Here is a 23,240-nt window from a genome sequence, read left to right on the forward strand (position 1 = left end):
GGATGGCTGACTCGCCGTATCTGGTCGCGCTGGCGTTGATCGATCAAGGGGGGCGTCGGGCATTGCCGCTGGCGGGGAAGTCCCAGGCTCTGGTGGCGGCCGAGGGCGATGCCCCGGATCAGCTCGGCAAGGAGCTGGCCCTGGATCTGCTGCTGCGGGTGTGGCAGCGCAGTGATGACGGCCCTCTGCAGAGGGCAGCGGCTGCAGACAGCCTGCTGCTGGTGGAGTTGCCGATGGAACGACTGCCGGAGGACTTGCCGCAGATCAAGGCCGACTGGCTCAGCAGCGGCGACACAACTGCCTGCCTGGAGGCTCTGCAGCGGATCTGCTCGAGGGCCTGGCGACTGTCCAGCGAGAAGTTCAAGCCGGTGGCGCTGACGCCGGTGTGGTGAGGGGTTCCTGAGCCCAGATGTTCACGGCCACGGAGTAACGCTCTCCTTCCAGAGGATTGATCCGGTGCAGCAGTCCAGGGGAGAACAGCACCAGGCGGTTGCGCACCGGGGGGATCGAGATCACCGAGCGGAACTGAGGCAACGGACCGCTGTGCCCTGAGGTGATGGGGGTGTTGTCGGCCAACAGCAGCTCGCCACCGGCGCAGCTGACGTGGGGATAGAAGACCGTCGACAACAGCGGCAGCAGATAAGCCCCGCTGCGGCGCCCTTCAACTTCATCCTTGTCGATGTGCCAGTCGAGATCGTTGTTGACGTTGCACCACTACTCCACGCCAGCACCCTTGCCACAGAACGGGCTGGAGACAGGCAGCAGATGCTCGTCGAGGTAACGCTCCATCAGCTGTCGCTGCTCGAGGGCATGGATCGAGCGCGAACTGTCGTCGTCAGCACGCCAGCTGAACAGGGCGTCACCGGGATGGGTCTGCTTGAGCTCGCCATGAACCACGCAGAGCTGGCGCAGCGCCTCCAGCAGATCCGCCGGCAGCAGGTTGTCGACCACGTGCAACATCAGTCTCAGGCGCGGTGGTAAGGGCTCCCTTGCAGGATCGCCTGGGCGCGGAACAACTGCTCGATCAGCATCAAACGAGCCAGCTCATGGGGGAAGGTCATCGGCGACAGGCTCAATTGCCAGTGGGCACGGCCCTTGAGTTCGTTGGTCAATCCGTCAGCACCACCGATCACGAAGGCGAGCCGTTGGTTGCCGAGCTGGTCAAGGCGCCGGGCGAAGGGGATGGACCCAACAGCATCGCCCTCTTCCATCAGTGCGATCAGGTGCTCATTCGGTCGTAGCGATGAGCGGATGGACTCCGCTTCCTTGTCCGGTGTGCTGTCTCGAATCTCGATGATCTCCAGCCCGGGAAGCCGTTTGCGGTAGAGCTCGATGCCGTCCTTGATCCAACTGCGGCGGACTTTGCCCACGGCAAGGATGCGGCAGCGGGAGGGATTCAAGGGGTGTCTTCGTCGTCCTCCAGCAGCAACTGGCCAAAGGCCACGTAGAGACTTTCCTCTTCACTCCCGGGTGTGACCTTGGAGGGTTTGGGGCGTGTGTTCTTTCCTTTGCCGGAGTTTGTCTTCGGCAGTGGCGGAAGCTCCTGGGCCGAGCTTGGCGGGGGGCTTTCGGTTGATGGCCGGGGGGTGCGCTTGGCCTCCAGTTGTTTCAGCCGCGCCATGAGGTGTTCCGGAACCGTCCCGTCCTCACTGACCTTCATCAGTTCGCGGAACAGTTCCTCGGGGTTGTCCTCGGTTTCAACCTTGTGGCGCACCTGCTGTGCCTTCGGGCTCACGGGCGGTTTCGGTTCCGGCAACGCTTGGGGAAGCGTCCGGCCGAGCTCGCGCAGGCGGTCCAGGCTGCGGGGGTCGAAACTCATCGGATCAACCGCAGCCGAGGCTGTCCCGGGTGGACCGGCCCGTGACCGGATTTGTGCCGTTCGCAACGGCACACAGGCTCTTGAGTTGATCGCCCCGCATCGGGACGTCGGTGAAATCGGCGCCGCTGATGGTCACATCCACGAAGCGGGTGTTGAAGGCGAAGGCTCCTTCCAGAACGGCGTTGGAGAGATTGGTGCCCGTCATCACCGCTGCATCCAGGGTGGCTTCCCGCAGGTCCGTTCCACTCAGATCTGCGTCCTGAAGCTTGGCGCCATAGAGCGATGCGCCCCTCAGGTCTGATCCGGACAGGTTGGCTTCCCGCAGGTTGCTGAGGTTGAACGTGGCGCCGCGGAGATCCTTCCCGGAGTAGTCCGAGCCGATCAGTACTTGTTTGGCCACGTCCATGGCAGCACTGACCTGTGCCGGACCAGCCAGGACGAGCAGCAGACCAAGAGCAGCTGCCGCAACCAGGGACAACAGGCGGGAACCCATCCGATAAACCACTGACTCCGAAACCTTAATGGGCTCGAGCAGAGGGGAATCCTTCGAAACTGTGTGAATCGCATTCCGATGAAAATGCAGCCCCCCGGCGCCCAGGCGGAAACCCTGGTGTCCTCGCTTCTGCAACGGCAGGGTTGGCAGCTGCTGGATCGCAACTGGAGCTGTCGCTGGGGCGAACTTGATCTTGTCCTGCACAAGAACGAGCAACTGCTTGTGGTGGAAGTCAAGGGGCGCCGTTCATTGGCCTGGGGGCCACGGTCTGTGGATCCAACAAAGCGGCGCCGGCTGGGGCGGGCGATCCGTTGCTGGCGTGCTGAGCATCCGATGCAGGCGGACTGGTTGCTTCAGGTGGCCGTCGCCGTGGTGCCGTTGCCACCGGCCCAGGGAGCCCCACGTTGGTACAGGCTGGATCGGTTGTGCTGATCCAGCGCTGATCCGTGGATTGGCTCAAGCGAGCCATCGGGTGACCACTGTGCCGTCATAAATGTGCCCTGAGGCTTCAACAGTTGGCTTGGTTTCTGGATTGCTGAAGATGTCGTAGAGGACATTTTCAGGGCCTTGAAACATGACGGTCGCACGTCCGGGATCGTCTTTGCAGACTCCGATATAGAAGGTTTTGACGCCCATTTCTGCAAACATTGCTTGCTGCTCAGGAGCATTCATCCATGCGCGGTATTCATCAAACGTGTTGCTGAGCTTGAAATCCAGAACTGTTGTTTCGATCATCGCTCTAACAAAAGAAGATTCATTTCATCAGAGGTCTTCCGCACGTGATGTGTTTCGTCGCACAGGTCGCTGAGGACGTTGACCTCTGATCAGATGGTTTCCTCGCGGCCAGCTTTGATCTGCTCTCTGGCTGAAAGAAGTCCAACGGCAAGCAACACCAGAAGTCCAGCGTTGATGCCGATGAAGAACATGGTGTCCATGACAAAGAAGCAGCTCGTCCCTTGATAAGGAGATGCGGCAAGACAGCCCATCCGTCAAAAGACTCACCCAGTTAGGGGAGAGCGTTGCCCTGTTCGATCCCTCAATTGAGGGAGCTGGTCTGCATTGCGACACGCTGGTAGGAGATCGACCGTCCGCTGGCGCAACTTCGACAGTTCAACCATGGGTTTTCAAGGTCACCAGGCCCGCAAGCGCTTTGGCCAGCATTGGTTAAAGGATCAGACGGTGCTGGATCGCATCGTGGCAGCCGCTGACCTGCAGCAATCGGATCGCGTGTTGGAGGTGGGACCGGGGCGTGGTGCTCTCACGGAACGGTTGCTGTCCTCCCCGGCAGCGGCAGTTCAGGCCGTGGAATTGGATCGCGATCTGGTGGATGGCCTGCGGGAACGCTTTGCCGCAGATCCGCGGTTCAGCCTGCGTCAGGGGGATGTGCTGGAGCTGCCGCTGCAACTGGAGGGCGGCGTTGCAGCCAGCAAAGTGGTGGCCAATATTCCGTACAACATCACAGGCCCGCTGTTGGATCGACTGGTGGGTCGACTCGATCGCCCTGTCGAGCCCCCTTATCAGCGTCTAGTGCTGTTGGTGCAGAAGGAGGTGGCTGAGCGCATCCGGGCTCGCCCGGGCGATAGCAGCTTCAGTGCCTTGAGTGTTCGGATGCAGTTGCTGGCCCGTTGTACGACGGTCTGCCCTGTACCCCCACGCTGCTTTCAGCCACCGCCGAAGGTGCAGTCGGAGGTGATTCAGATCGATCCTCTGCCGGCTGATCAGCGGTTGCCTTCTGACATCGCCCGTCAGGTGGAATCGTTGCTCAGGCAAGCCTTCCTGGCCCGTCGCAAGATGTTGCGCAACACCCTGGCATCACTTGCTCCGGAGCCACAGCTGCAGGCGCTGGCCGCCGCTGCAGGGTTTCAGCTGCTACAACGGCCCCAGGAGTTGGCTCCGCAGGTCTGGGTTGCCCTGGCCAGGGGCTTGAATCAGGGCATTGATGCGGCCTCCGCTGATGGGCACGATCACGGTGACGGCTCCGGCCAAGGTGAACCTTCACCTGGAGGTGCTCGGGATCAGACCTGACGGTTTTCATGAGCTGGCGATGGTGATGCAGAGCATCGATCTCGCCGATCGCCTCAGCTTTCAAACCACGGCCGATGCCGCACTGACGCTCAGCTGTGACGATCCGTCCCTCAGCCTTGGTGAGGACAACCTGGTGATCAGGGCCGCTCAGTTGCTGCGTAGCCGCTCCGGTTTCAGTGAATTGGGTGCTGCCATCCACCTGGAGAAACGCATTCCCATCGGTGCCGGCCTCGCCGGAGGGTCCAGTGATGGTGCCGCCGCTCTGGTGGGACTGAATACGCTCTGGGGTCTGGGCCACAGCCGTTCAGACCTGGAGCGGTTTGCAGCTGAACTCGGTTCCGACATGCCCTTCTGCGTGGCGGGGGGCAGTCAGCTCTGTTTCGGTCGCGGCGAGCTGCTGGAGCCGTTGCCGGCTGTGCAGGAGTTCCTGGCGGTGCTGCTGGTGAAGGATCCACGCGTGAGTGTGTCGACTCCGTGGGCCTATCGCCTCTGCCGGGAGTTGCAGGGTGATCGCTACCTGCAGGGAGAGGACGCCTTCGAGCAACGCCGACAGGTCTTGCGAGACATGGCCTGGACCCAACCGATCCGTGCGGCGGAGCCGCCACCATTGCGAAACGATCTGCAGGCGGTTGTGGAGCCTGAGACCCCAGCGGTTCAGGCGGCGCTTCGCTTGCTGTCCACCCTTGAAGGCACACTTGCCGTCGCCATGAGCGGATCGGGCCCCAGTTGTTTTGCACTGTTTGCAGATCCAACCAGCTGTGCGGCGGCCCAGGCCACGCTTGAACAGCAACTTGCTGCGGAGGGATTGCAAAGCTGGTGCTGCAATTTGCGACCGGACGGCGTGAGGATCGACGCATGAGCTCCTCCGACCCCAAGACAACTTCTCCAGCGGAGCAACCCCGTAAGGGACCCCTGAGTTTTTTGTCCGGTGCCGTCACCGCAGGTCTGCTTGCCTGGCTGGCATTGGGGCTCAGCCGAAGGATGGTGGTGTACTTCGCCGTTCATCCGCCCCACTACAGCTCACCGATCGCCCAGAACATTGCGGTGTCGCTCAAGACGCTGCTGGTGGGGCTGTCCTTTCTGGCCACCTTCAGCACGGCGTTTGTGGCGCTGGGGCTCACGCTGGTGTTTCTTCGCAGTGTCTTCACAGGTCCTTCGAACGACCCTGCCTAGCGTCGAATCGACAGACCTCTGTTGATGACTCCCCACGACCTCGGGCAACTGGCGCTGCTGCTGTCTCCAGCGATGCTTCTGTCCGTGTTGCTGCTATTCACCTTCGCCGCCGGCGGTTGAGGCCACCCAGGCTGAGATAGCTTGGCCGCTCACCCCGGAATGGCCGGGATCGCAGCGACGCCGTGGCAGGAACCCTTCTCTTCAACGCCCTGCGGGAAGCCATCGACGAGGAGATGGCCCGCGACCCTTACGTCTGCGTGATGGGTGAGGACGTCGGTCACTACGGCGGCAGCTACAAGGTCACCAAGGATCTCTGCGAGAAGTACGGCGATCTGCGGGTGCTGGATACCCCGATTGCGGAGAACGGCTTCACCGGTATGGCGGTCGGTGCGGCCATGACCGGCCTGCGGCCGATCGTGGAAGGCATGAACATGGGCTTTTTGCTGCTCGCCTTCAACCAGATCTCCAACAACATGGGGATGTTGAGGTACACCAGCGGAGGCAATTTCACGATCCCCACGGTGGTGCGCGGCCCCGGTGGTGTGGGCCGTCAGCTTGGAGCAGAGCACAGCCAGCGCCTGGAGGCCTATTTCCACGCGGTTCCTGGCATCAAGATCGTGGCTTGCAGCACGCCGACCAACGCCAAGGGTTTGATGAAGGCAGCTATCCGGGACAACAACCCGGTTCTGTTCTTCGAGCATGTGCTGCTCTACAACCTCAGCGAGGAACTCCCTGAGGGTGAGTTCACCTGTGTCCTCGATCAGGCGGATCTCGTGCAGGAAGGCAGCGACGTGACGATCCTCACGTACTCCCGCATGCGTCACCACTGCCTAAAGGCGGTGGAACAACTGGAGGCCGATGGCATCAGCGTGGAGCTGATTGATCTGATCAGTCTCAAACCCTTCGACATGGAGACCATCGGTCGGTCCATCCGCAAGACCCATCGGGTGATCGTTGTGGAGGAGTGCATGAAGACCGGTGGCATCGGTGCCGAGTTGATCGCCCTGATCACCGAGCAGTGCTTCGATGAACTCGATGCCCGCCCTGTGCGGCTCTCCAGTCAGGACATCCCCACGCCCTACAACGGCTCCCTTGAGAATCTGACCATCATTCAGCCCCATCAGATCGTCGAAGCTGCCCAACAGATGGTCCATCAAGGGGTTTGATTTGATGGCGCGCTATCAGGGCTGGTTCGCCTTTGTTCTTGCCCTGGCCATTGCGGCGGGGATGTTTCTGATTCGGACTCCGCTGCAGCTTGGGCTTGATCTGCGCGGGGGTAGTCAACTCACGGTGCAGGTGCAACCGGCAGGGGACGTGAAGGTTGTTGGCGATCGCGAAATGGAGGCCGTCAAGGCGGTGCTGGATCGGCGCGTGAATGGTTTGGGGGTAGCGGAATCCACCCTTCAGACCGTCGGCACCGACCAGCTGGTGTTGCAGCTTCCCGGTGAACAGGACCCCACAGCGGCAGCACGCGTCCTTGGCGACACGGCTCTGCTGGAGTTCCGTGCCCAGCGCGAGGGAACAGAAGCTGAGTTTCGAAGCTTGCGACAGCTTCAATCCCAGGCCCGGGCCATCCTCCAGCTGCGAAAGGACCAACGCCGTCGCGGGGAGACACCGGATGAACTCAACCTGGAAGATCTCAAGGATGTGCAGGAGTCGCTGGGGTTGAACGCTGATGGTGCCAGTGACGACGAGTTGCTTCAGGCCCTCCTGGATCAAGCGGACGACGAACTGCTGACGCTGTTGAACCCTGCACAACTGACGGGCAAGCAATTGGTGACCGCCGGTCGTCAGCCACTGCAGAACAACCCCAACAGCTGGGAAGTGACGCTGAATTTCGATGCCGAGGGAGCGGAAGCGTTCGCCGACCTGACCCAATCGATCGCGGGTTCCGATCGACTGCTGGCCATCACGCTGGACAACAAACTGATCAGTGCGGCCAGTGTGGGGCCCCAGTTCAAGAGCGCTGGTATCTCCGGCGGCGCTGCAACCATCAGTGGAAATTTCGACGCTGAGACGGCCCGTGAGCTGGAGGTGAAACTCCGTGGAGGCTCCCTTCCCCTTCCCGTGGAGGTGGTGGAAGTGCGCACTATCGGACCGACACTCGGTGCTGAAAACATTCGGCGCAGCTTGATGGCTGCTTTGTCCGGTCTCGCCCTGGTGGCGGTGTTCATGGTGGTGGCTTACCGGTTGCCGGGGGCTGTGGCCGTGGCGGCTTTGAGCCTGTACGCCCTGTTCAACCTGTCGGTGTACGCCCTGATCCCCGTAACGCTCACCTTGCCTGGGATTGCTGGATTCATCCTGTCCATCGGCATGGCGGTAGATGCCAACGTGCTGATCTTTGAGCGAATTAAGGACGAGTTGCGTCGCGGCAACACCCTGATCCGCTCGATCGACACTGGTTTCTCCGAAGCCTTCAGTTCGATCCTTGATGGTCACCTCACCACGTTGATCAGCTGCGCGGCACTCTTCTTTCTCGGCACCGGCCTGGTGAAGGGATTTGCGGCAACCCTTGGCATCGGTGTCTTGCTGAGTCTGTTCACCGCGCTCACCTGCACACGCACGCTGCTGCGCTTCCTGATGGGCTACGCCGGCCTGCGTCGACCCACGTATTTCATTGCCCAGGGCCAACGTCCCTCCACGATCCCTTGATCGATGGCCATGTCCACGCCTAACACCACTGTGGTTCTGCGCCTGCCGTTGAGCGCCTCCCGAGGTCGGGTCTGGTTGGTCTCGGGGCTGACGATGCTGGTGGCCTTGGGCGGGCTGATCAGCTGCTGGCTGAATCCAGACATTGCTGCACCGCTGCGTCCGGGGCTTGATTTCACCGGGGGAACGCAGATCCAGTTGGAGCGCGACTGCGGCGAGAGCTGCAGGGATCTGAAGTCCATTGCAGTCTCCAGCATCGTTCAGTCGTTGTCGCTGCCGGTCGAGGAGGACGACCCCGTCCCCAATCTCCGTTCGGCACGGGTGCAATTGCTCGACGGAGGCCAGTCGCTAGTGCAGCGTGTGCCCACGCTGACGGCTGCTCAGGGTCAGGCCCTGATTGCTGCTGTTGAACCGATTGCCGGCCCCTTCGTGGCCGGTGGACAGTCCGTCGACACAATCGGTCCGAGTTTGGGGCGTCAATTGCTGCGCAGCACGCTGATCTCCCTTGTGGTGGCGTTCAGCGGAATCGCCCTCTACATCTCTTTCCGCTACGACGGCCGCTATGCCTTCCTGGCGCTGGTGGCTCTTGCCCACGATGTCCTCATTGTTTCTGGCGTCTTCGCCTGGCTGGGGCTGTTGATGCAGCTGGAGGTCGACAGCCTTTTTGCAGTGGCTCTCCTCACCATTGCCGGTTATTCCGTGAACGACACGGTGGTCGTGTTTGATCGGATTCGGGAGCGGGCCCGTGATGGTGCAGGCCTTGGGCTGTCCGAGCAGGTGGATCAGGCGGTGTCGGCAACCCTCACCCGCACCCTGTACACCAGCGGGACAACATTGCTGCCACTTCTCGCGCTGATCTTCTTCGGTGGCGCCACTTTGTACTGGTTTGCCATCGCTCTGGCCTTGGGGGTGGTGGTGGGCAGCTGGTCCAGCATTGCGCTGGCTCCTTCGTTGCTCACGCTGTGGGAGCCCCGTGCCGAAGTCTGAACGTCACCTACCGCAGGTCGTTCGGCGATCAGCGCGTTGGTGGCCTTTGTTGCTTGTGTTGCTGGCGTTGGCAGATCTAAAAACCGATATCCTGCTGCTGCTGGACCACTTCACCCTCACCAGTCTGCTGTTTGCCGTTCGTCATCACGTCCTGGCAGTCGCTGTGCTGATGGGATCACCGTCGCTCTGGCGTCGTTATGCCTGAGCGGTCCTCACGCCGAATTCACTCCAGATTGACGACCAGATGCGTCGTTTGACGTCATCATTCCAATGGCCGTCGGACGCATTGGATGCCCACCAGGATTCGAACAGCTCTTCCGCTTCCTCGTAGAGAAGGTCTGGGTCAAGGTTTTCGCGAACAAGTTGCAGCACAGCCTGTCTCAGCTCCTCGTAGCGGCTGAAGTTGAAGATCACATCCAAGGCAGGCTGTCCAGGCAGACAAGCTCCACCGTATGGGACCGCGGCTCGGCAGAACTCGGCAACAGATCCCGACCAATTCGGTTAGCGTCTCAGTACTGTCTTATCTGGCTCATGCTGCAAGCTCTGATGTCGCTGGTTCTTGCAGCCGTCATGTGGGTTCAGGTCCCTCAGTGGGAGAGCGATTGGTCGCAATGTTCCGTCGATGTGCCCGACGTTGATTGTCATTGGTACGTTGTTGCGCCCGACAACACCTTTGGTGAGGGTTTCAGTTGGTCAAATGCACCTTGGTTCAGTGCTGAGGGGCTGTTGGATATCGGCAACCTTAAAAACACCATGGGCAACATTCACGAAGAGGCTGCGGCGCACGTTTGATCTCCACAGCTTTGATGATGTTGGGTTTTGGTACAAGCAATCAATCAAGCAAATAAGTCCTGTAGCTCATATCGACGTGCACGACGGCATTGTTCTGAATCCAATGGGGATTCATCCTTTTTGGTGACCGTCAAGGAACAAGCCAGCGCACGAAACGGCCGATGAACACCATCGTCAATCATGGTGCCAATCGAACAGCCATTCGAGAGATGAACAGTCATGGATGAATCAGTCATTGCTGATGGTCTACGCAAGCCCCAACCAGACCTGTGGGACGGTTCTCCGAACTCAACTCGTGAGATGGCTGAGCACTGCGCCGAGCCGCATCCCCGACTTCTGGTAACCGGCGATGGCAAGTGCCACGACCGAAAAATTCAGTACCAGGAAGGCTGTGACCAGCTTGATGTCGTCTTTCATGGCAATAATTTGGTCGATTGTCGGCATGTTCGTGGCCGAAGTGTTCGATCGGCGACTCGCAGGTAAGGTCAGCAGCAGATCGTTGTGGGCCGCTTGGATGGCCATAGGAATCACGGCAAGCACATCAGGTCGTTAAAGTTTTGTAACTACCTAATTAATGTTTGTGCTTGGAGTCCTTTTCCCGTTGATTTACGCGGCACTGTTCATCGGATTGTTGCTCCAGGCTTTTCGCATTATGAGAGTGTCGTCTAACGTTTCGAAGTCGTTCAAATCAGACCGAACAGGCCTACGCACGGTGCATCCTGAATTGTTGGATGACAACGGCAATGTCACCGATGAGGAGCTTTGGTCGGTTCGCTTTCAGGACGTGAAGCAGGAAGACTGGGCTCCTGATGCAGGCTGAGACAGGGAAAATGCTTCAATGTCGTTGAGGCTTCTGCCGCTGACCGCGGAGCCGAGGGAGACATCGGTCGCGCCGACGCTTCCCGAGCGATTCGACTCCGCATCTCAAGCCTGACGGACGATTCTGGCGCAAGCTGCAAACTACGGATTCTTTCTTGTTAGTGGAAGACGACATGAAGGCGCAAAAACAGTCCCTACGGAGTCTTTAAAAGCAGTAAAGACTGGTTTCTGCCAGCTCCCGAGTCGCTCTCTCGGTGCTGCTGCGACGACCACCCGGTTGCAGGACGGTGCGTTGCAGGCCCTCTTTTTAGGTTGATGCCCCAGGCCGCGTACGCGATATTCCAGGGTTTTTTGGGATCAAGGATTTCTTCCATAACGTCTCCTAAACCTGTGTTCAGGACAACAGACGTCTTGGCGAGTGACATCCCAAAGCCAACGTCGTCGTCGGCCGTGACCACGACCAGCGGTCCATCGTCTGGCATCGCGTAGCAGTCAGACTCAGAAAATTTGTGCTGTCTTTTTACCTATTAAGGCTTTTGGGCTGCGCCTTATAGGGACGGCTTAGCGCAGGAAGCCACTAGCCCCCTCCATTGCTGACGGGGCAGTGCCGCACGACCCATCACTGCTGCATCTCCTCGCAGTGCTATCAGTCGATCTTGCAGGGGCTGAAGGAGCTACTCAGTCAAAACTGGTCTGACGCTGAATCGTGAAGGCGATACGACATCACCCACACAGCACTGCAGAGAAAGGACCCATATTTGTGACGCAGACGTGACAGATCCGATCCATGCCCGCTACTAACCCATTGGAAAAACCATTTCAATCCTGATCGTCGACGGCGTGGGCGATTGCTGGCAGAAATACGTTGCTGCTGTTCTGAGGCGCATCCCAAAGAAGCATGCGCTTGTTGATCCACCTCAGATGTAAACCTTTCGTCCGCTGCCGTTGATGCGGTAACGACCGCCTTTGGGACCAATGTGAATGGAGTTATCCACTCCAGTATTTCTAGGGAGATGGATGGGTTTCTTGATTCTCGCAGCTTCGATCTCCTGTGGGCAGATCACAGCCTTGGCTCGAACGCTGTTGAGTTGGGCTGCGAGCTTTTCCAGAAGCGTGGTCATTGACCTGATCAATGAGTCGGATGTGTTCATCATCCAGAGACGTCAATCAGTGTTGATGCCTAGGAGTGCTCCCAGGTCTGTCGCGCATTCCGAAGCAGCTGGTGCTTGCTGCTGATCAGGATTGATCGAACAACCGTTGAAGAGCGTTCCGCTTGCCTTGAAGCGTGTTGGCTCGCATCGGTTTGCCAATCGGCTTGGGCTGTCTAGGGCGGTTGAGGAAAACCTTGCTGAGCCACCAAACCTGCAGACCGAGAAACAGCAGGGCAACGAGACCCAACTCCAACGCTCCTTGCATTAGTAGTGCTTCCGACGATTCTCGATGGCGTCGCGCTTGAAGCACTCCAACTCTTCTGGCGTATGCAGTGGCATCTTTCGCGTCTTCCCGAAGAGTCGTTGAAGGAGCAGCAGAAAGCCTTTCTTCATTGCAGTCAGGCGCGGGATGACCAACGATCCATCACCTGCTGCACCACCACCCGCTGCATCAAGACCTGCAGCACGACAACGAGAGGAAGAGCCAGCAGGACTCCTGGCAGTCCCAGCAGGGCACCGAGGCTCAGCTGCGCCATCAGGGCCACCGTCGGCAGAAGATTCATCGTTTTCCGCAGCAGCAGTGGCGTGAGCAGAAAGGCCTCAAGGTTCTGCAAGATCAACCGATACACCAGCACAGACACCACAAGCTGTGGTGATTGCAGAAGGGCCAGGCCCGTGGGCAGCAAGGTCGCTGCCGTCGGTCCGATCGTGGGAACAAAGGTCAGAAGTCCGCACACCAGAGCGCTGAGAAGCGCCAAGGGCGCCTTGAGCAAAAGCAACCCTCCCCAGGTGAGCAGAAACACCGTTGTGGCGGACAGGGTCATTCCGGTGAGCCAACCGCCAAGTGCCTGGCGGCTTTCATTCAGAAGCAGTGCCATCTGCTCCCGTGCCGGACGTGGGGTGATGGCCACCACCATGCCGCGATGGGAGGAGGGATCCAGGGCCAGCAGGATGGCCAGCAGGACCATCAACAGCACCTGGATCAGCGAGTTCGCTGCTCCTCCCGCCACTCCCAGCAACTGACGCCCCACCGATTGCAGATTTTCAGGACTCACACCAGGACCGAAGGCCTGATTCAGCGCGGCGAATCGGGGATCGTCCCCCAGCCATCCAGACAGCTTGTTGACCAGCTCCGGCAGATCCTTCCCCAGTTGTTGGGTCTGGGTGATCAGTTCCGGCAGCAGCAGCTGGCCAATGATCAGACCTGCCAGCAGCAGACCCGCCAGTACGACGAGCAAGGCCTGGGGCCGGGCCAGACGGCTGCGGTCCTGGAGCTGATGGATCAGCACATCCAGGGCAACGGCCACAACCACGGCTCCGAACAGCACCAGCAACACCCAGCGCAGCTGCCAGATCAGCAGGGCCAGAACAACAAAGGTCAGGCTCAGCAGAGCTGATTGCGCGGTCATGGGCGCATCCTCACGGTTGTCCAGCGGTTGAGGACATCGTTGATTAACACCTCTCCAATCAACACCTGCAGCACCACGGCAAGGGGCAGGGCCATCAACAAGCCGAGGGGGCCAAATACCACCGTGAACAACACTTGGGCAGCCAGGGTGAGGCCCGGCAAAAGCTTCACCTGATGGTGCATCACCGACGGGGTGATCACATAGCTCTCCAGGTTCTGGATCACCACATAAGCCCCAAGGACCGCGGCCGCTTTCCAGGGGGCGTCCAGCAGAGCCACCGCCATGGGAAACACTGTGCTCATGGTGGGGCCGACATTGGGAATCACGTTCAGCACACCGGCCAGCAAGGCATTGGCCAGGACAAGCTTGACCCCGAGAAGCCAGAGTGCGATCCCGCAGAGCAAAAACACAGCAAGGGAGCTGATGCCCACACCCACCATCCAGCTGTTGAGCGCTTCTCCGCAGAGCGTGAGGATCTGGTTGGCCCGGCGGCGATAGAACGAGGGCACGAGCAAAATTCCCACCTGCCGATAGGGCTGCGGTTGAACGGCCACCATCAGTGCGGCTGCAACCACGAACAGAAGACTCAAGCCCGCGCTTCCCAAATTTCCGGCCAGTCCGAGCAGTCCGATCAGGCCGCTGCCCACCCCCGAGGCCAGCGTTGAAGTGTCGGGCAGGATCGGTTGGTTCTGCAGCCCCAGCTGTTCGAGGTCTGGCATGGCATCGACGCCGTACAGCGCATCGCTGACTTGATCAAGACCACTCAGACCGAGCTGCAGCAGTGCTCGGGCCGCTTGGGGGAGCTTTTGAAGCAGCAGGGCGAACTCATCAATGAACGGTGGCACCAACACCGCCATCAGCACAGTGAAAAGGAGTCCAAGTCCGCTCAGGCTGGCCAGCAGCGCCACGGGCCGACGTATGGGGAAGCGCCGTTGCAGTGCATCCACCAGGCTGCAAAGGGCAAGCGCCAGCACGATGGCGGCAAACAACAGCAGCAACCATTGACGCAGGTTCCACAGGATGAGACTTGCAGCAATCAGTGCTGCAAGGGACAGTGCCTGGGGAAAGCTCAAGCCTCAGCGTTTGCGTCTCCGTCAGTTTGATCGGAATTCTGATTTTGGGAATAGCCCAGACCGTTGGCTTCGGCGTAGCGCTGGGCGAAGCGCATAAACCGCTCGAAGTCCTGTACGGATTTCCATGAGTAAACGGCTTCAAGGGCACTTGCTGTGCCGTTTACGAATTTGCCGTTGATTTCTCTGGTGACCATCTCCCCTTCTTCATCCACCATCCACATTCCGGTGATGTCGCCCATCGTTTCAGGAGCAATCGCCGCGGGCTGTTCGAAGCGAAAGGTTGCTTGACCGGTGACCCCATCACGGCTGCGGGTCAGACGGATATCGGGGACGACGGGCTCGTCGATGCCGCGGAAAAACTGAATCGACGCCTTAGCCATGGCCGTCCTTTCGGGAAGCGGGATCCTAAACGGTTTCAGTCAGTGCTCCAGTTGCCAGCAGATGATCTGATGCCTGCTCAATGCTGAGTCCACTGATGTCCACGCTTCGGCGCTGTGGTGACCGTTCGAGTTCGTGGTCGTAGCACCGGTCGTAGTAGGCCAGGGTGGCTCTGCAGGCCGTGGCCCAATCCCCTTCAGCGATGGCCTTCAGGGCCTGGGTCGTCCGCTGAGGACCCAGACGCCGGCTGATGCGCTGGGTTGCCTCGGCCAGTACATCCATGCCCTGGTGGCCGTACACCCCCACCAATTGGTTCACCCGTTCGCTCAGGCTGCGTTGAATCTCGAGAACAGGAGCTTTCTGCATCTGATCGAACAGGGCCTTTGGGATTCGGCAGCGTCCCACCTGAATGCTCTCGGCTTCCAGCCAGATGGCTTCAGCCCTGGCCAGTCGATGCTGATCAAGGCATTCCGCCAGGTGGTTCTCGTAGTGCTCTGTGGAGGGTTGTGGCGGCAGACCCAGTCCTCCGAAACTGCTACCTCTGTGATGGGCCAGCCCCTCAAGATCCACGATCGCGATTCCGCGTTGCTGCAGGGCCAAGAGGAGATCCGTTTTGCCGGTTCCGGTGCGGCCTCCCATCAACCGCAGCGGCCATGGCCGCTCGAATTGCACCTGAGCCCAGCGGCGATAGGCCTTGTAACCGCCGATCAGAAGCGTTGGCGTCAGATCAATCTGACTAGCCAACCAAGCCATGCTGGCGGAGCGCATGCCACCTCTCCAGCAGTAAAGCCTCGGAGTCCCAAGGTCCCTCAGACGTTCCAGCTCTCCAGCCAGCGCCGAAAGTTTTGGACCTGTGATCGATAGTCCGAGATGGATGGCAGGCAACCGTCCCTGCTGCTTGTAACTGGTGCCGACCTCGGCCCGTTCTGCATCGCTGAACAGCGGAAGATTGATGGCTCCAGGCCAGTGCCCCTTGTCGAACTCCGATGGGCTGCGCACATCCACCAGCGGACCGCGCTGTTGCCGCAGCTGATCGATCGTGAGGTGCCGGGCGTCTCTCATGCCTGACATAGTGGGCCAACGCCGCGCCAGTCAGGGCCGGTTGCTACTCATGCTCTCCGGTTCAACACCCACCACGACGTCAACGCCTGAACAGCTGATCGACCGGCTGGCGAATGGGAGTCCCCGCCAGCGTCGTTCCCTGATCAAGTCCCTGGAATCAAGGTCGGCCGACCTGGTCAGCCTTGGCTCAGATGTCCTTGCCCCGTTTGATCGGAAGGGTGCCGACTGGGCTCCGGGCTGGATCCTTCAAGTGATCAGGCGGCATCAGCCTGACCACCTTGCTGAACTGTTGTCGTCCACGCCTGAAGGATGGCTGAGCGTGGCATCTGCGTTTGGTTTCGACTACAGCCCGTTGCAGCAAGCCCTGCTTGGTGAGGACTTCGAAACAGCCGATCGGACCACCAGTTCCGTCTTGCGTCAGCTGGCTGGTCCTGCGGCGGAAGCGAGAGGTTATGTCTATTTCAGTGAGGTTCCAGCCATGGCCGGGCTCGATCTGGTGAGCCTGGATCGGTTGTGGACGGTGTATTCACAGGGGCGCTTCGGTTTTTCCATGCAGGCCAGATTGTTGGCGGGATTGGACGGGCGTTATGACCGGCTCTGGCCTCGGATCGGTTGGAAACTGGACGGTACCTGGACCCGCTATCCAGGGTCCTTCACCTGGACGATTGAGGCACCTGAAGGGCACATGCCCCTGATCAACCAACTGCGGGGGGTTCGCCTCATGGATGCGTTGCTCAATCATCCCGATCTCGTGACGCATCGAGGCTCAACGGGCCTGTCCTGATCGCTGAGAACCGGTAAGTTCAGAACAGAGCTGAAGCCGCCTGGTCTTGATCCTGCAGCAGGCTTCCTCCAGTGCATCCATGGGTTCTGCGGCAAAGTCCCAGCGACAGTTTCGCTGGGCTGATTTTGTTTTGCCTTCTACCTTGCAGTTGTCTCCATTGTTGGAGCTGCTGATCGAGCCCGTGGGTTGTTTGATGACCTGCCAGCGGGTCGAACTGGGGCTGCATGAGGCGCTGGTGAATGCTGTGCGCCACGGCAATGAGGAGGATCCAGGCAAACGGCTGCGGGTGCGGCGCATCACAACGCCGAACTGGTTGGTGTGGCAAGTGCAGGATGAGGGCAGCGGCTTACCGCCGAATGCCCGTGCTGCCACGCTGCCTGAGCAACCTGAAGCCCTCAGTGGACGGGGCCTCTTCCTGATCCACCAGTGTTTCGATGACGTGCGCTGGAGCCGTCGGGGCAATCGTCTGCAACTTGCCTGTCGGCGGCCGCTCAATGATGCGGACAGCCCGGATCTTTCAGCTCTCCACTGATCCAGCCCAGGGCTTGCTCCGTCAGTGCCTTGACGTCGTCTCGCTCACCTTCACTGAGCAGTTTCACCAATGCAGCGCTGAGCAGTTCAGCGCCCCGTCGATCCCAGCGGCTCTTCAGGCGATGCCAGCTGCGATCGTCAATGCTGAGCATGGCGTGCAGGTTGCGGCTACTGGTCAGGGCCTGATCGGGCCAATCCGATTGGTGTCGGTCCATGGGACTACCGCATTGTCTGTCTAGTTTCGTGGAAGCCGACATCCCTTGGATGGCACAGCAACCACGACCCCTGGGCTGGCTCCATGCCAGCAGCCAGTTGTTGCAAGTGGGACGTGTGCAGTCTCTGGCGGTGAAAAGTGCCGGAGGTGTTGCCGCAAGGCGCGGTCAACAGCGTCTGGAGATGGGACACCGATTGCTCGCGTTGAAGATCGACGGATGGACGATGACCCCTGAATCTGGTCTGAGGTTCTGGCGGGGACTGCGCTGGGGAGGAACAGGGTTCGGTCTTGCCTGGCTACTGAACCGCTGATTGCCGTGATGCTGCTGAATATTCAGGCCGCAACCTTAGAAGAATCCTGGCCAACGACCACGAGAGAAACCAAGGTCTCGCTGGAGCTGGTTTGAGGTGAGGACGTCGATCGATCCGTGGGTTGCTGGAGTTCCTGACCACGCAGCCAAGCGTGATGGAGAGCCCGACGACGACGATCTTCGGAGAGAACCAAGCGATCGGCAGCGCTTTGGGGACTTTCCCCAGGAAGCACGGCTGTGCGCAGCCGAATCCCAAAACCATTGGCTTCGACTTGAACATGACCTTCCATCAGAACAACTTGGAAGGTCCAGCCCTGGAGCCAGCGGAGTCGGAAGGGATTGGTCATGGGTGTCCCCTTCGGCAACTAGTACACCCTATGGCCCTGGCGCCGTCATGCAAGGGAGGGTGTCAGCGAATGCATTCAGGTGGATGGCTGAGCGGGTTTTCTGGAACTCCAGACCCGTGTCATGAAGTGGGTTTCAGCGGTCACGGCCTCGAAACCGGCCTTGGTCAGACGAGCATCAATGTCGTCCGCGATGTAGTCGCGGTAGTACGGCTCATGGAAAACGCGGCGGAAATTGTCCATCGCCACGTGGAATTGCGGTGAATCAGCCAGCTGAACGGAATCAGCAAGAACGAAAACACCACCGGGTTCGAGCACCCGCCAGGCTTCGTTGATCACGTTCTGGCGGGCCTCAGCAGGCAGCTCGTGCAGGAGGTAGACACAGGTGGCTCCCTGCAGCCCTTCATCAGCGAAGGGAAGTGTTTCCCCATTGGCACGAATCAGCTGCACCAAGGGAGATTGCCCATTGTTGAGCCAGCGGTTCGCCTGGCGAAGGTAGGCCTCAGAAAGGTCGGCCCCGATGAGTTCGGCATGGGGAAGGGCACCACGGATCTGGTGGAGGGTTCGACCCGTTCCGGTGGCTATGTCGAGCACCCGCAGAGACGACGGACTGCGATCGGAAAAATGCTTGAGGCCCCTTTTCAACGGTGCCAGCACCCGGCGCCGCATCGCATCAGCGGTTCCATTGAACAGAATTTCGACCTGGAGGTCGTAAAGACCTGCGGAGTGGTCGCTGAGATATCCATCTGTTTGATGATGGAAATTCTGCAGGTAGTAGTCGGGAAACAGGCTGCGATCGGTGTTCTTGGGGAGATCGCAAATGTTGCGTTCCTTACGGCGATTCCAGGTGGACGGCAGGTCAAGCCAGACAAGGGGATAGCGGCTGGCCCAGTCCAGCCAGGGAGCATCAAACAACTGGGATTCTGGATAGGTGCCCTGCTGCGCTTCATCCCAGTCGCGATCCTCCAGCTGAGCCATGGAGCTGCGCAGGTCCTTCAGCAGATCAGGGGGAACGCTCTCGGTGCTGGGAACGGCGTCGGGGGCCAGCAGCTCCATCAGCTTGGTGCTCAGCTCCTTGTGGGCCAGACCTGCGATTCCCTTGCCCTGTTGCAGGGTCTTGTAGGCCAGCTTGCTGAAGGGCGTGGTCGCCATTCCATCGATGCACTAAGCAGTTATTCCAGCGAATGTGTCGCGAAACCGCGTCACCCTTGATCCACAAAAAAACCCGCCTCCGTGGAGGCGGGCCGATCAACACCCAATTTTTGGATCAGGCGTCGTAGTACATCGCGAACTCGTGGGGATGAGGGCGCTGACGCAGTTGCTGGACTTCTTCGTATTTGAGATCGATCCAGTTGTCGATGAAATCGTCGCTGAAGACGCCGCCAGCAGTGAGGAAGCCACGATCGGCATTGAGAGCTTCCAGGGCACCATTCAGGGATGGGGGCACCGTGGCGATCTTGGCCAGCTCTTCAGCAGGCAGTTCAAACAGATCACGGTCTTCACCATCGCCGGGATCGATCTGGTTTTTGATGCCATCTAGGCCCGCCATCACCATGGCGCTGAAGGCCAGATAAGGATTGGCCAGGGCATCACCGGAACGGAATTCGAGGCGCTTGGCCTTGGGGCTGGGGCCGGTGAGAGGGATACGAACCGCAGCTGAGCGGTTGCCTTCGGAGTACACGAGGTTCACCGGTGCTTCAAAACCAGGCACCAGGCGCTTGTAGCTGTTGGTGGTGGGGTTGGTGAAGGCCAGGAATGCCGGAGCATGCTTCAGGATTCCACCGATGTACCAACGCGCGGTCTGCGACAGATTGGCGTAAGTGCCTTCACCGAAGAACAGCGGCTGGCCACCCTTCCACAGGCTCTGGTGTACGTGCATGCCGGAGCCGTTGTCGTTGAAGACCGGCTTGGGCATGAAGGTGGCTGTCTTGCCGTACTTCTTCGCCACGTTGCGCACGACGTACTTGTACGTCATGACGTTGTCCGCGGCCTGGATCAGTTCGGCGAATTTCATGCCGAGCTCGTGCTGTCCGGCACCGGCCACCTCGTGGTGGTGTTTTTCGGTGGGGATCCCCAGCTGGCCCATCAACAGGAGCATCTCTGAGCGGATGTCCTGAGCGGTGTCGTTGGGGGCGACGGGGAAATACCCCTCTTTCAGCTGAATTTTGTAGGCCAGGTTTCCACCCTCTTCCAGGCGCCCGGTGTTCCAGGGAGCTTCGATGGTGTCAACGCTGTAGAACGCCCCGCCTTCGCTGGAGTTGTAGCGAACGTCGTCGAAGAGAAAGAACTCGGGCTCTGGCCCGAAGAAGGCCGTGTCGGCCAGGCCGGTGGAGCTCAGGTGGTTCAGAGCTCGTTGGGCCAGGGCACGGGGACAGCGGTCGTAGGCCTCACCACTGCGCGGCTCCTTAATGGAGCAGATCATGCTCAGGGTTTTGTGGCGGTAGAACGGATCGATCCAGGCGGTGCTGGCATCGGGAACCATTGCCATGTCGGAGGCGTTGATCGATTTCCAGCCGCGGATGGAGGAACCGTCAAAAGCCAGTCCTTCGGTAAAGGAGTCCTCCTCCAGCAGATCGGTGCACACCGTCAGGTGTTGCCACTTGCCATGGAGATCGGTGAACTTCAGGTCGATCAGCTCAATGCCTTCGTCCTTGATCTGTCGAAGGACGTCCTGAGGGGTTTTGGCCATGGAGCTTGAACCGAAAAGGAGTGATAAAGACGACCGTAAGGAGCCGTTATGCCCTGTTTTGTATCAATGCGCACATTTTTTAATGTGCTTTCGTTCGTTCAGGCACGTGTTGTCACTCTCGTAACCGTTTCTGTCAACTTCCCTGAATCACAGGCCTGAAGCGGGTTCTCAGCCTTGAAGCAGTGTTACCTTCAGCCAGGATTGTCTGGAGACTCCAGAGCATGCGCGACGCCATCGGTGGACTGATCGGCCGTTACGACCAACTGGGACGGTATCTGGACCGCTCGGCGATCGACAGCATCGAAACGTACCTCGATGAATCGTCCCTGCGGATTCAGGCCGTGGAGCTGATCAACCGGGAAGCGGCTGAAATCGTGCGCGAGGCGAGTCAGCGGTTGTTCCGTGATGAGCCGGAACTCCTCCTCCCGGGTGGGAATGCTTACACCACCCGACGCCTTGCGGCCTGCCTGCGGGATATGGACTATTTCCTTCGTTATGCCAGTTACGCACTGGTTGCGGCAGACAGCACAATTTTGAACGAAAGGGTGCTCAACGGTCTGGACGACACTTACAAAAGTTTGGGCGTGCCCACAGGGCCAACGGTTCGCAGCATCGTCCTTTTGGGTGAGGTGATCGTTGAGCGCCTTCAGGCCGCAGGGGTTGAGTCAGCTCGTCTGGCGGTTGTTGCTGCACCGTTTGATCACATGGCCCGTGGTCTTGCTGAAACGAATGTTCGGCAGCGCTGAGCACGGCGTGCTTTATCCGTTGCAATCGGCCTGAAAAGGCTCCATAGCGGAGACTCGACTGCGTAGGCTCCCACCATTGATTGACCATCCAGGCCTTGGCGGTGACGAATTCCTTGCTCCCAGTCAAAGACGCGCACCGCCAAGCCTTCAACGCCATTAACACGCCCGATCGCCTGTTGCTGGGGCCCGGTCCCTCCAATGCCCATCCGACGGTTCTTGAGGCCCTCTCCCGAACACCGATCGGACACCTTGATCCGCTTTACGTGGATTTGATGGGTGAAGTTCAGGAGTTGTTGCGTTACGCCTGGCAGACCGACAACCGACTGACCCTTCCGATGAGTGGCACCGGTAGTGCTGCCATGGAAGCCACCCTGGCTAACACCGTTGAACCCGGTGACACCGTGCTGGTGGCTGTCAAGGGATATTTCGGTTTGAGGCTCGCCGATATGGCGGGTCGCTATCGAGCCACGGTGAAAACCATTGAGAAGCCTTGGGGCGAGTGGTTCTCCCTCGATGAGCTGGAAGCAGCGCTGATTGATCACAAACCGGCGATCCTTGCCCTTGTGCACGCCGAAACGTCAACCGGCGTTTGCCAGCCCATGGACGGTGTTGGTGATCTTTGCCGCAAGCACGATTGCTTGCTTCTGCTGGATACGGTGACTTCCCTTGGAGGCGTTCCTCTCTATATCGATGAGTGGAAGGTTGATCTGGCCTACAGCTGCAGTCAGAAAGGTCTCAGTTGCCCCCCCGGACTTGGACCCTTCACGATGGGCCCAAGGGCCGAGGAAAAAATGGCCTCTCGCAGCGGCAAAGTGCCGAACTGGTATCTCGATGTATCCCTACTGAATCAGTACTGGGGCAGTGATCGTGTTTACCACCACACGGCGCCTGTGAACATGAATTTCGGCATGCGTGAGGCCCTGCGTCTGTTGGCAGAGGAAGGTTTGGACCAGGCCTGGGCGCGCCACCGTCGCAATGCTGAGCGTCTCTGGAGTGGTCTTGAGCGTCAGGGGCTTTCCATGCATGTTCCTGAGGAACGTCGACTCCCCACCCTCACCACTGTTCGGATTCCAGATGGTGTTGATGGCAAAGCTTTCAGTCAGCACCTGCTCAACACCCATGGCATTGAAGTCGGTGGTGGACTCGGCTCCCTGGCGGGCAAGATCTGGCGCATTGGTCTGATGGGATACAACTCCACCCCTGAGAACGTGGACCGGCTGCTCAACCTGTTTGAGACCGAGCTTCCCCGTTTCAGCGGTTCCGTCGCCGCCGCTGCCTGAACCAGATCTCCAGCTGTTCAGCCGCTCTTTCCTGCATCAGTGGTCCCACCACACGCATGTGGTGGTGAGCACTGGAGTCGTCCGCCAGGTTGATGCAGCCCCCAAACCCGCCGCGTTTCCTGTCGGTAGCTCCAAAGACCACGGTTCCCATCCGTGCCTGCACCAGAGCCCCAGCGCACATCGGACACGGCTCGAGGGTGACCAGAAGGGTGCAGGGATTGAAGCGCCAGTCACCACGGATGGTGGCGGCCTGACTCAGGGCCACCAATTCCGCATGGCCGAGGGGGTCCTGGCAGCGCTCACGTCGGTTGCGTCCATGGCCGATGCACCGCCCTTGCTCGTCAAGGATGACGGCCGCAACTGGCACTTCGCCTCTGTCTCCATTGACGGAGGCTCGCGCCAGCAGCACCTCCATCCACTCTTTCCAGAGCTGTTGTTCCTCCACCCCCTCCGTTGCCCCTCACTTTGAGCACCTTCCCACGAGACGCGAGGATCAACGCAGTTCCACCGCA

Annotated in this window: 34 protein-coding genes and 1 pseudogene; 16 read left to right on the forward strand and 19 right to left on the reverse strand. The window is 59.6% G+C overall.

Annotated elements, in window-relative coordinates; all coding sequences use genetic code 11:
- Positions 1 to 2: 2 nt before the first annotated feature.
- Positions 3 to 392, forward strand: coding sequence for a DUF8680 family protein (locus SynA1524_RS05210; RefSeq protein WP_186499243.1), 390 nt, complete (start codon positions 3 to 5; stop codon positions 390 to 392).
- On the opposite strand, the pseudogene SynA1524_RS05215 reads toward SynA1524_RS05210, so the two are convergent.
- The 5 genes and pseudogenes from SynA1524_RS05215 to SynA1524_RS05235 all read right to left on the reverse strand — a co-directional run.
- Positions 361 to 687 (reverse strand): annotated as a pseudogene (locus tag SynA1524_RS05215) (2OG-Fe(II) oxygenase); the annotation flags it as partial. The gene SynA1524_RS05210 and the pseudogene SynA1524_RS05215 sit on opposite strands and share 32 nt — an antisense overlap.
- A 27-nt stretch (positions 688 to 714) precedes the next feature.
- Positions 715 to 960 (reverse strand): hypothetical protein, encoded by a 246-nt coding sequence (locus tag SynA1524_RS05220; protein WP_186499244.1) that lies wholly within the window; start codon positions 958 to 960, stop codon positions 715 to 717.
- 5 nt (positions 961 to 965) lie between these two features.
- Positions 966 to 1,400 (reverse strand): 23S rRNA (pseudouridine(1915)-N(3))-methyltransferase RlmH, encoded by a 435-nt coding sequence (locus tag SynA1524_RS05225; RefSeq protein ID WP_186499245.1) that lies wholly within the window; start codon positions 1,398 to 1,400, stop codon positions 966 to 968.
- Positions 1,397 to 1,819 (reverse strand): hypothetical protein, encoded by a 423-nt coding sequence (locus SynA1524_RS05230; RefSeq protein ID WP_186499246.1) that lies wholly within the window; start codon positions 1,817 to 1,819, stop codon positions 1,397 to 1,399. Before SynA1524_RS05230 ends, SynA1524_RS05225 begins: the two co-directional genes overlap by 4 nt.
- A 4-nt stretch (positions 1,820 to 1,823) precedes the next feature.
- Positions 1,824 to 2,312, reverse strand: coding sequence for a pentapeptide repeat-containing protein (locus SynA1524_RS05235; RefSeq protein ID WP_186499247.1), 489 nt, complete (start codon positions 2,310 to 2,312; stop codon positions 1,824 to 1,826).
- A 78-nt stretch (positions 2,313 to 2,390) separates the two neighbouring features.
- Between SynA1524_RS05235 and SynA1524_RS05240 the strand changes: the two genes are divergently transcribed.
- On the forward strand, positions 2,391 to 2,744 hold the full coding sequence (locus tag SynA1524_RS05240; protein WP_186499248.1) for a YraN family protein: 354 nt from the start codon (positions 2,391 to 2,393) through the stop codon (positions 2,742 to 2,744).
- Positions 2,745 to 2,768: 24 nt separating this feature from the next.
- Here the strand turns inward: SynA1524_RS05240 and SynA1524_RS05245 are convergent, their stop codons facing one another.
- Positions 2,769 to 3,047, reverse strand: coding sequence for a DUF3764 family protein (locus SynA1524_RS05245; RefSeq protein ID WP_186499249.1), 279 nt, complete (start codon positions 3,045 to 3,047; stop codon positions 2,769 to 2,771).
- Positions 3,048 to 3,428: 381 nt separating this feature from the next.
- Between SynA1524_RS05245 and rsmA the strand changes: the two genes are divergently transcribed.
- From rsmA to SynA1524_RS05280, 7 genes are all read left to right on the forward strand, one after another.
- Entirely contained in the window at positions 3,429 to 4,337 is a 909-nt protein-coding gene (gene rsmA, locus SynA1524_RS05250; protein ID WP_186499250.1) for a 16S rRNA (adenine(1518)-N(6)/adenine(1519)-N(6))-dimethyltransferase RsmA, read from the forward strand.
- On the forward strand, positions 4,252 to 5,196 hold the full coding sequence (gene ispE, locus SynA1524_RS05255) for a 4-(cytidine 5'-diphospho)-2-C-methyl-D-erythritol kinase (RefSeq protein ID WP_186499251.1): 945 nt from the start codon (positions 4,252 to 4,254) through the stop codon (positions 5,194 to 5,196). Before rsmA ends, ispE begins: the two co-directional genes overlap by 86 nt.
- Positions 5,193 to 5,510, forward strand: a complete 318-nt coding sequence (locus SynA1524_RS05260) for a DUF3082 domain-containing protein (protein ID WP_186499252.1) — start codon at positions 5,193 to 5,195, stop codon at positions 5,508 to 5,510. The genes ispE and SynA1524_RS05260 overlap by 4 nt, the downstream gene beginning before the upstream one ends.
- Before the next feature lie 182 nt (positions 5,511 to 5,692).
- Positions 5,693 to 6,676, forward strand: coding sequence for a pyruvate dehydrogenase complex E1 component subunit beta (locus SynA1524_RS05265; RefSeq protein WP_186499253.1), 984 nt, complete (start codon positions 5,693 to 5,695; stop codon positions 6,674 to 6,676).
- A gap of 4 nt (positions 6,677 to 6,680) precedes the next feature.
- A complete protein-coding gene (gene secD, locus SynA1524_RS05270; RefSeq protein ID WP_186499254.1) occupies positions 6,681 to 8,162 on the forward strand; it encodes a protein translocase subunit SecD in 1,482 nt (493 codons plus the stop codon).
- Between the two features lie 3 nt (positions 8,163 to 8,165).
- Complete coding sequence (gene secF / locus SynA1524_RS05275; protein WP_186499255.1) at positions 8,166 to 9,146, forward strand: protein translocase subunit SecF; 981 nt, start codon at positions 8,166 to 8,168, stop codon at positions 9,144 to 9,146.
- Positions 9,133 to 9,351, forward strand: coding sequence for a hypothetical protein (locus SynA1524_RS05280; RefSeq protein WP_186499256.1), 219 nt, complete (start codon positions 9,133 to 9,135; stop codon positions 9,349 to 9,351). The genes secF and SynA1524_RS05280 overlap by 14 nt, the downstream gene beginning before the upstream one ends.
- On the opposite strand, the gene SynA1524_RS05285 is transcribed toward SynA1524_RS05280, so the two are convergent.
- A complete protein-coding gene (locus SynA1524_RS05285) occupies positions 9,342 to 9,560 on the reverse strand; it encodes a hypothetical protein (protein WP_286188737.1) in 219 nt (72 codons plus the stop codon). The genes SynA1524_RS05280 and SynA1524_RS05285 overlap by 10 nt on opposite strands.
- A 117-nt stretch (positions 9,561 to 9,677) precedes the next feature.
- Here SynA1524_RS05285 and SynA1524_RS05290 point away from each other — a divergent pair, with 117 nt between their 5' ends.
- Positions 9,678 to 9,938: a DUF8643 family protein gene (locus SynA1524_RS05290; protein WP_186499258.1), complete on the forward strand. Its 261-nt coding sequence runs from the start codon at positions 9,678 to 9,680 to the stop codon at positions 9,936 to 9,938.
- Positions 9,939 to 10,226: 288 nt separating this feature from the next.
- On the opposite strand, the gene SynA1524_RS05295 is transcribed toward SynA1524_RS05290, so the two are convergent.
- The gene (locus SynA1524_RS05295) at positions 10,227 to 10,478 is read right to left on the reverse strand and encodes a hypothetical protein (RefSeq protein WP_222930514.1); all 252 of its coding nucleotides are present in this window, start codon (positions 10,476 to 10,478) and stop codon (positions 10,227 to 10,229) included.
- 34 nt (positions 10,479 to 10,512) lie between these two features.
- On the opposite strand from SynA1524_RS05295, the gene SynA1524_RS05300 reads away from it, so the two are divergent.
- Positions 10,513 to 10,758 carry a DUF2973 domain-containing protein gene (locus tag SynA1524_RS05300; protein ID WP_353616578.1) on the forward strand — a complete coding sequence of 82 codons (246 nt, stop codon included), beginning with the start codon at positions 10,513 to 10,515 and terminating at the stop codon, positions 10,756 to 10,758.
- A gap of 916 nt (positions 10,759 to 11,674) precedes the next feature.
- On the opposite strand, the gene SynA1524_RS05305 is transcribed toward SynA1524_RS05300, so the two are convergent.
- From SynA1524_RS05305 to mnmH, 6 genes are all read right to left on the reverse strand, one after another.
- Complete coding sequence (locus SynA1524_RS05305; RefSeq protein ID WP_186499259.1) at positions 11,675 to 11,878, reverse strand: hypothetical protein; 204 nt, start codon at positions 11,876 to 11,878, stop codon at positions 11,675 to 11,677.
- 115 nt (positions 11,879 to 11,993) lie between these two features.
- The gene (locus SynA1524_RS05310; RefSeq protein ID WP_186499260.1) at positions 11,994 to 12,173 is read right to left on the reverse strand and encodes a DUF8681 family protein; all 180 of its coding nucleotides are present in this window, start codon (positions 12,171 to 12,173) and stop codon (positions 11,994 to 11,996) included.
- A gap of 133 nt (positions 12,174 to 12,306) precedes the next feature.
- A complete protein-coding gene (locus SynA1524_RS05315; RefSeq protein ID WP_186499261.1) occupies positions 12,307 to 13,317 on the reverse strand; it encodes an AI-2E family transporter in 1,011 nt (336 codons plus the stop codon).
- A complete protein-coding gene (locus tag SynA1524_RS05320; RefSeq protein ID WP_186499262.1) occupies positions 13,314 to 14,390 on the reverse strand; it encodes an AI-2E family transporter in 1,077 nt (358 codons plus the stop codon). Before SynA1524_RS05320 ends, SynA1524_RS05315 begins: the two co-directional genes overlap by 4 nt.
- The gene (gene psb28, locus SynA1524_RS05325) at positions 14,387 to 14,770 is read right to left on the reverse strand and encodes a photosystem II reaction center protein Psb28 (protein WP_186499263.1); all 384 of its coding nucleotides are present in this window, start codon (positions 14,768 to 14,770) and stop codon (positions 14,387 to 14,389) included. Before psb28 ends, SynA1524_RS05320 begins: the two co-directional genes overlap by 4 nt.
- Positions 14,771 to 14,795: 25 nt before the next feature.
- On the reverse strand, positions 14,796 to 15,839 hold the full coding sequence (gene mnmH, locus SynA1524_RS05330; protein WP_186499264.1) for a tRNA 2-selenouridine(34) synthase MnmH: 1,044 nt from the start codon (positions 15,837 to 15,839) through the stop codon (positions 14,796 to 14,798).
- 40 nt (positions 15,840 to 15,879) lie between these two features.
- Between mnmH and SynA1524_RS05335 the strand changes: the two genes are divergently transcribed.
- Positions 15,880 to 16,614, forward strand: a complete 735-nt coding sequence (locus tag SynA1524_RS05335) for a GUN4 domain-containing protein (protein ID WP_186499523.1) — start codon at positions 15,880 to 15,882, stop codon at positions 16,612 to 16,614.
- Positions 16,615 to 16,693: 79 nt separating this feature from the next.
- Positions 16,694 to 17,146 carry an ATP-binding protein gene (locus SynA1524_RS05340; protein ID WP_186499524.1) on the forward strand — a complete coding sequence of 151 codons (453 nt, stop codon included), beginning with the start codon at positions 16,694 to 16,696 and terminating at the stop codon, positions 17,144 to 17,146.
- On the opposite strand, the gene SynA1524_RS05345 is transcribed toward SynA1524_RS05340, so the two are convergent.
- Complete coding sequence (locus SynA1524_RS05345; RefSeq protein WP_186499265.1) at positions 17,106 to 17,360, reverse strand: DUF6439 family protein; 255 nt, start codon at positions 17,358 to 17,360, stop codon at positions 17,106 to 17,108. The two genes, SynA1524_RS05340 and SynA1524_RS05345, sit on opposite strands and share 41 nt — an antisense overlap.
- Here SynA1524_RS05345 and SynA1524_RS05350 point away from each other — a divergent pair.
- A complete protein-coding gene (locus tag SynA1524_RS05350; RefSeq protein ID WP_186499266.1) occupies positions 17,359 to 17,670 on the forward strand; it encodes a hypothetical protein in 312 nt (103 codons plus the stop codon). The two genes, SynA1524_RS05345 and SynA1524_RS05350, sit on opposite strands and share 2 nt — an antisense overlap.
- A gap of 22 nt (positions 17,671 to 17,692) precedes the next feature.
- On the opposite strand, the gene SynA1524_RS05355 is transcribed toward SynA1524_RS05350, so the two are convergent.
- The 3 genes from SynA1524_RS05355 to glnA all read right to left on the reverse strand — a co-directional run bounded on the left by SynA1524_RS05355 (position 17,693) and on the right by glnA (position 20,702).
- Entirely contained in the window at positions 17,693 to 18,016 is a 324-nt protein-coding gene (locus SynA1524_RS05355) for a copper-binding protein (RefSeq protein WP_186499267.1), read from the reverse strand.
- Positions 18,017 to 18,091: 75 nt separating this feature from the next.
- A complete protein-coding gene (locus tag SynA1524_RS05360; RefSeq protein ID WP_186499268.1) occupies positions 18,092 to 19,165 on the reverse strand; it encodes a class I SAM-dependent methyltransferase in 1,074 nt (357 codons plus the stop codon).
- Positions 19,166 to 19,280: 115 nt separating this feature from the next.
- Positions 19,281 to 20,702, reverse strand: a complete 1,422-nt coding sequence (glnA, locus tag SynA1524_RS05365; RefSeq protein WP_186499269.1) for a type I glutamate--ammonia ligase — start codon at positions 20,700 to 20,702, stop codon at positions 19,281 to 19,283.
- 221 nt (positions 20,703 to 20,923) lie between these two features.
- Here glnA and SynA1524_RS05370 point away from each other — a divergent pair, with 221 nt between their 5' ends.
- Complete coding sequence (locus SynA1524_RS05370; protein ID WP_186499270.1) at positions 20,924 to 21,448, forward strand: allophycocyanin subunit beta; 525 nt, start codon at positions 20,924 to 20,926, stop codon at positions 21,446 to 21,448.
- Between the two features lie 95 nt (positions 21,449 to 21,543).
- Positions 21,544 to 22,728: a pyridoxal-phosphate-dependent aminotransferase family protein gene (locus tag SynA1524_RS05375; protein WP_186499526.1), complete on the forward strand. Its 1,185-nt coding sequence runs from the start codon at positions 21,544 to 21,546 to the stop codon at positions 22,726 to 22,728.
- Here SynA1524_RS05375 and SynA1524_RS05380 read toward each other — a convergent pair.
- Positions 22,700 to 23,143: a nucleoside deaminase gene (locus SynA1524_RS05380; RefSeq protein ID WP_186499525.1), complete on the reverse strand. Its 444-nt coding sequence runs from the start codon at positions 23,141 to 23,143 to the stop codon at positions 22,700 to 22,702. The genes SynA1524_RS05375 and SynA1524_RS05380 overlap by 29 nt on opposite strands.
- Positions 23,144 to 23,240: the final 97 nt, after the last annotated feature.

The organism is Synechococcus sp. A15-24 (assembly GCF_014280195.1).
Lineage (GTDB): Bacteria > Cyanobacteriota > Cyanobacteriia > PCC-6307 > Cyanobiaceae > Parasynechococcus.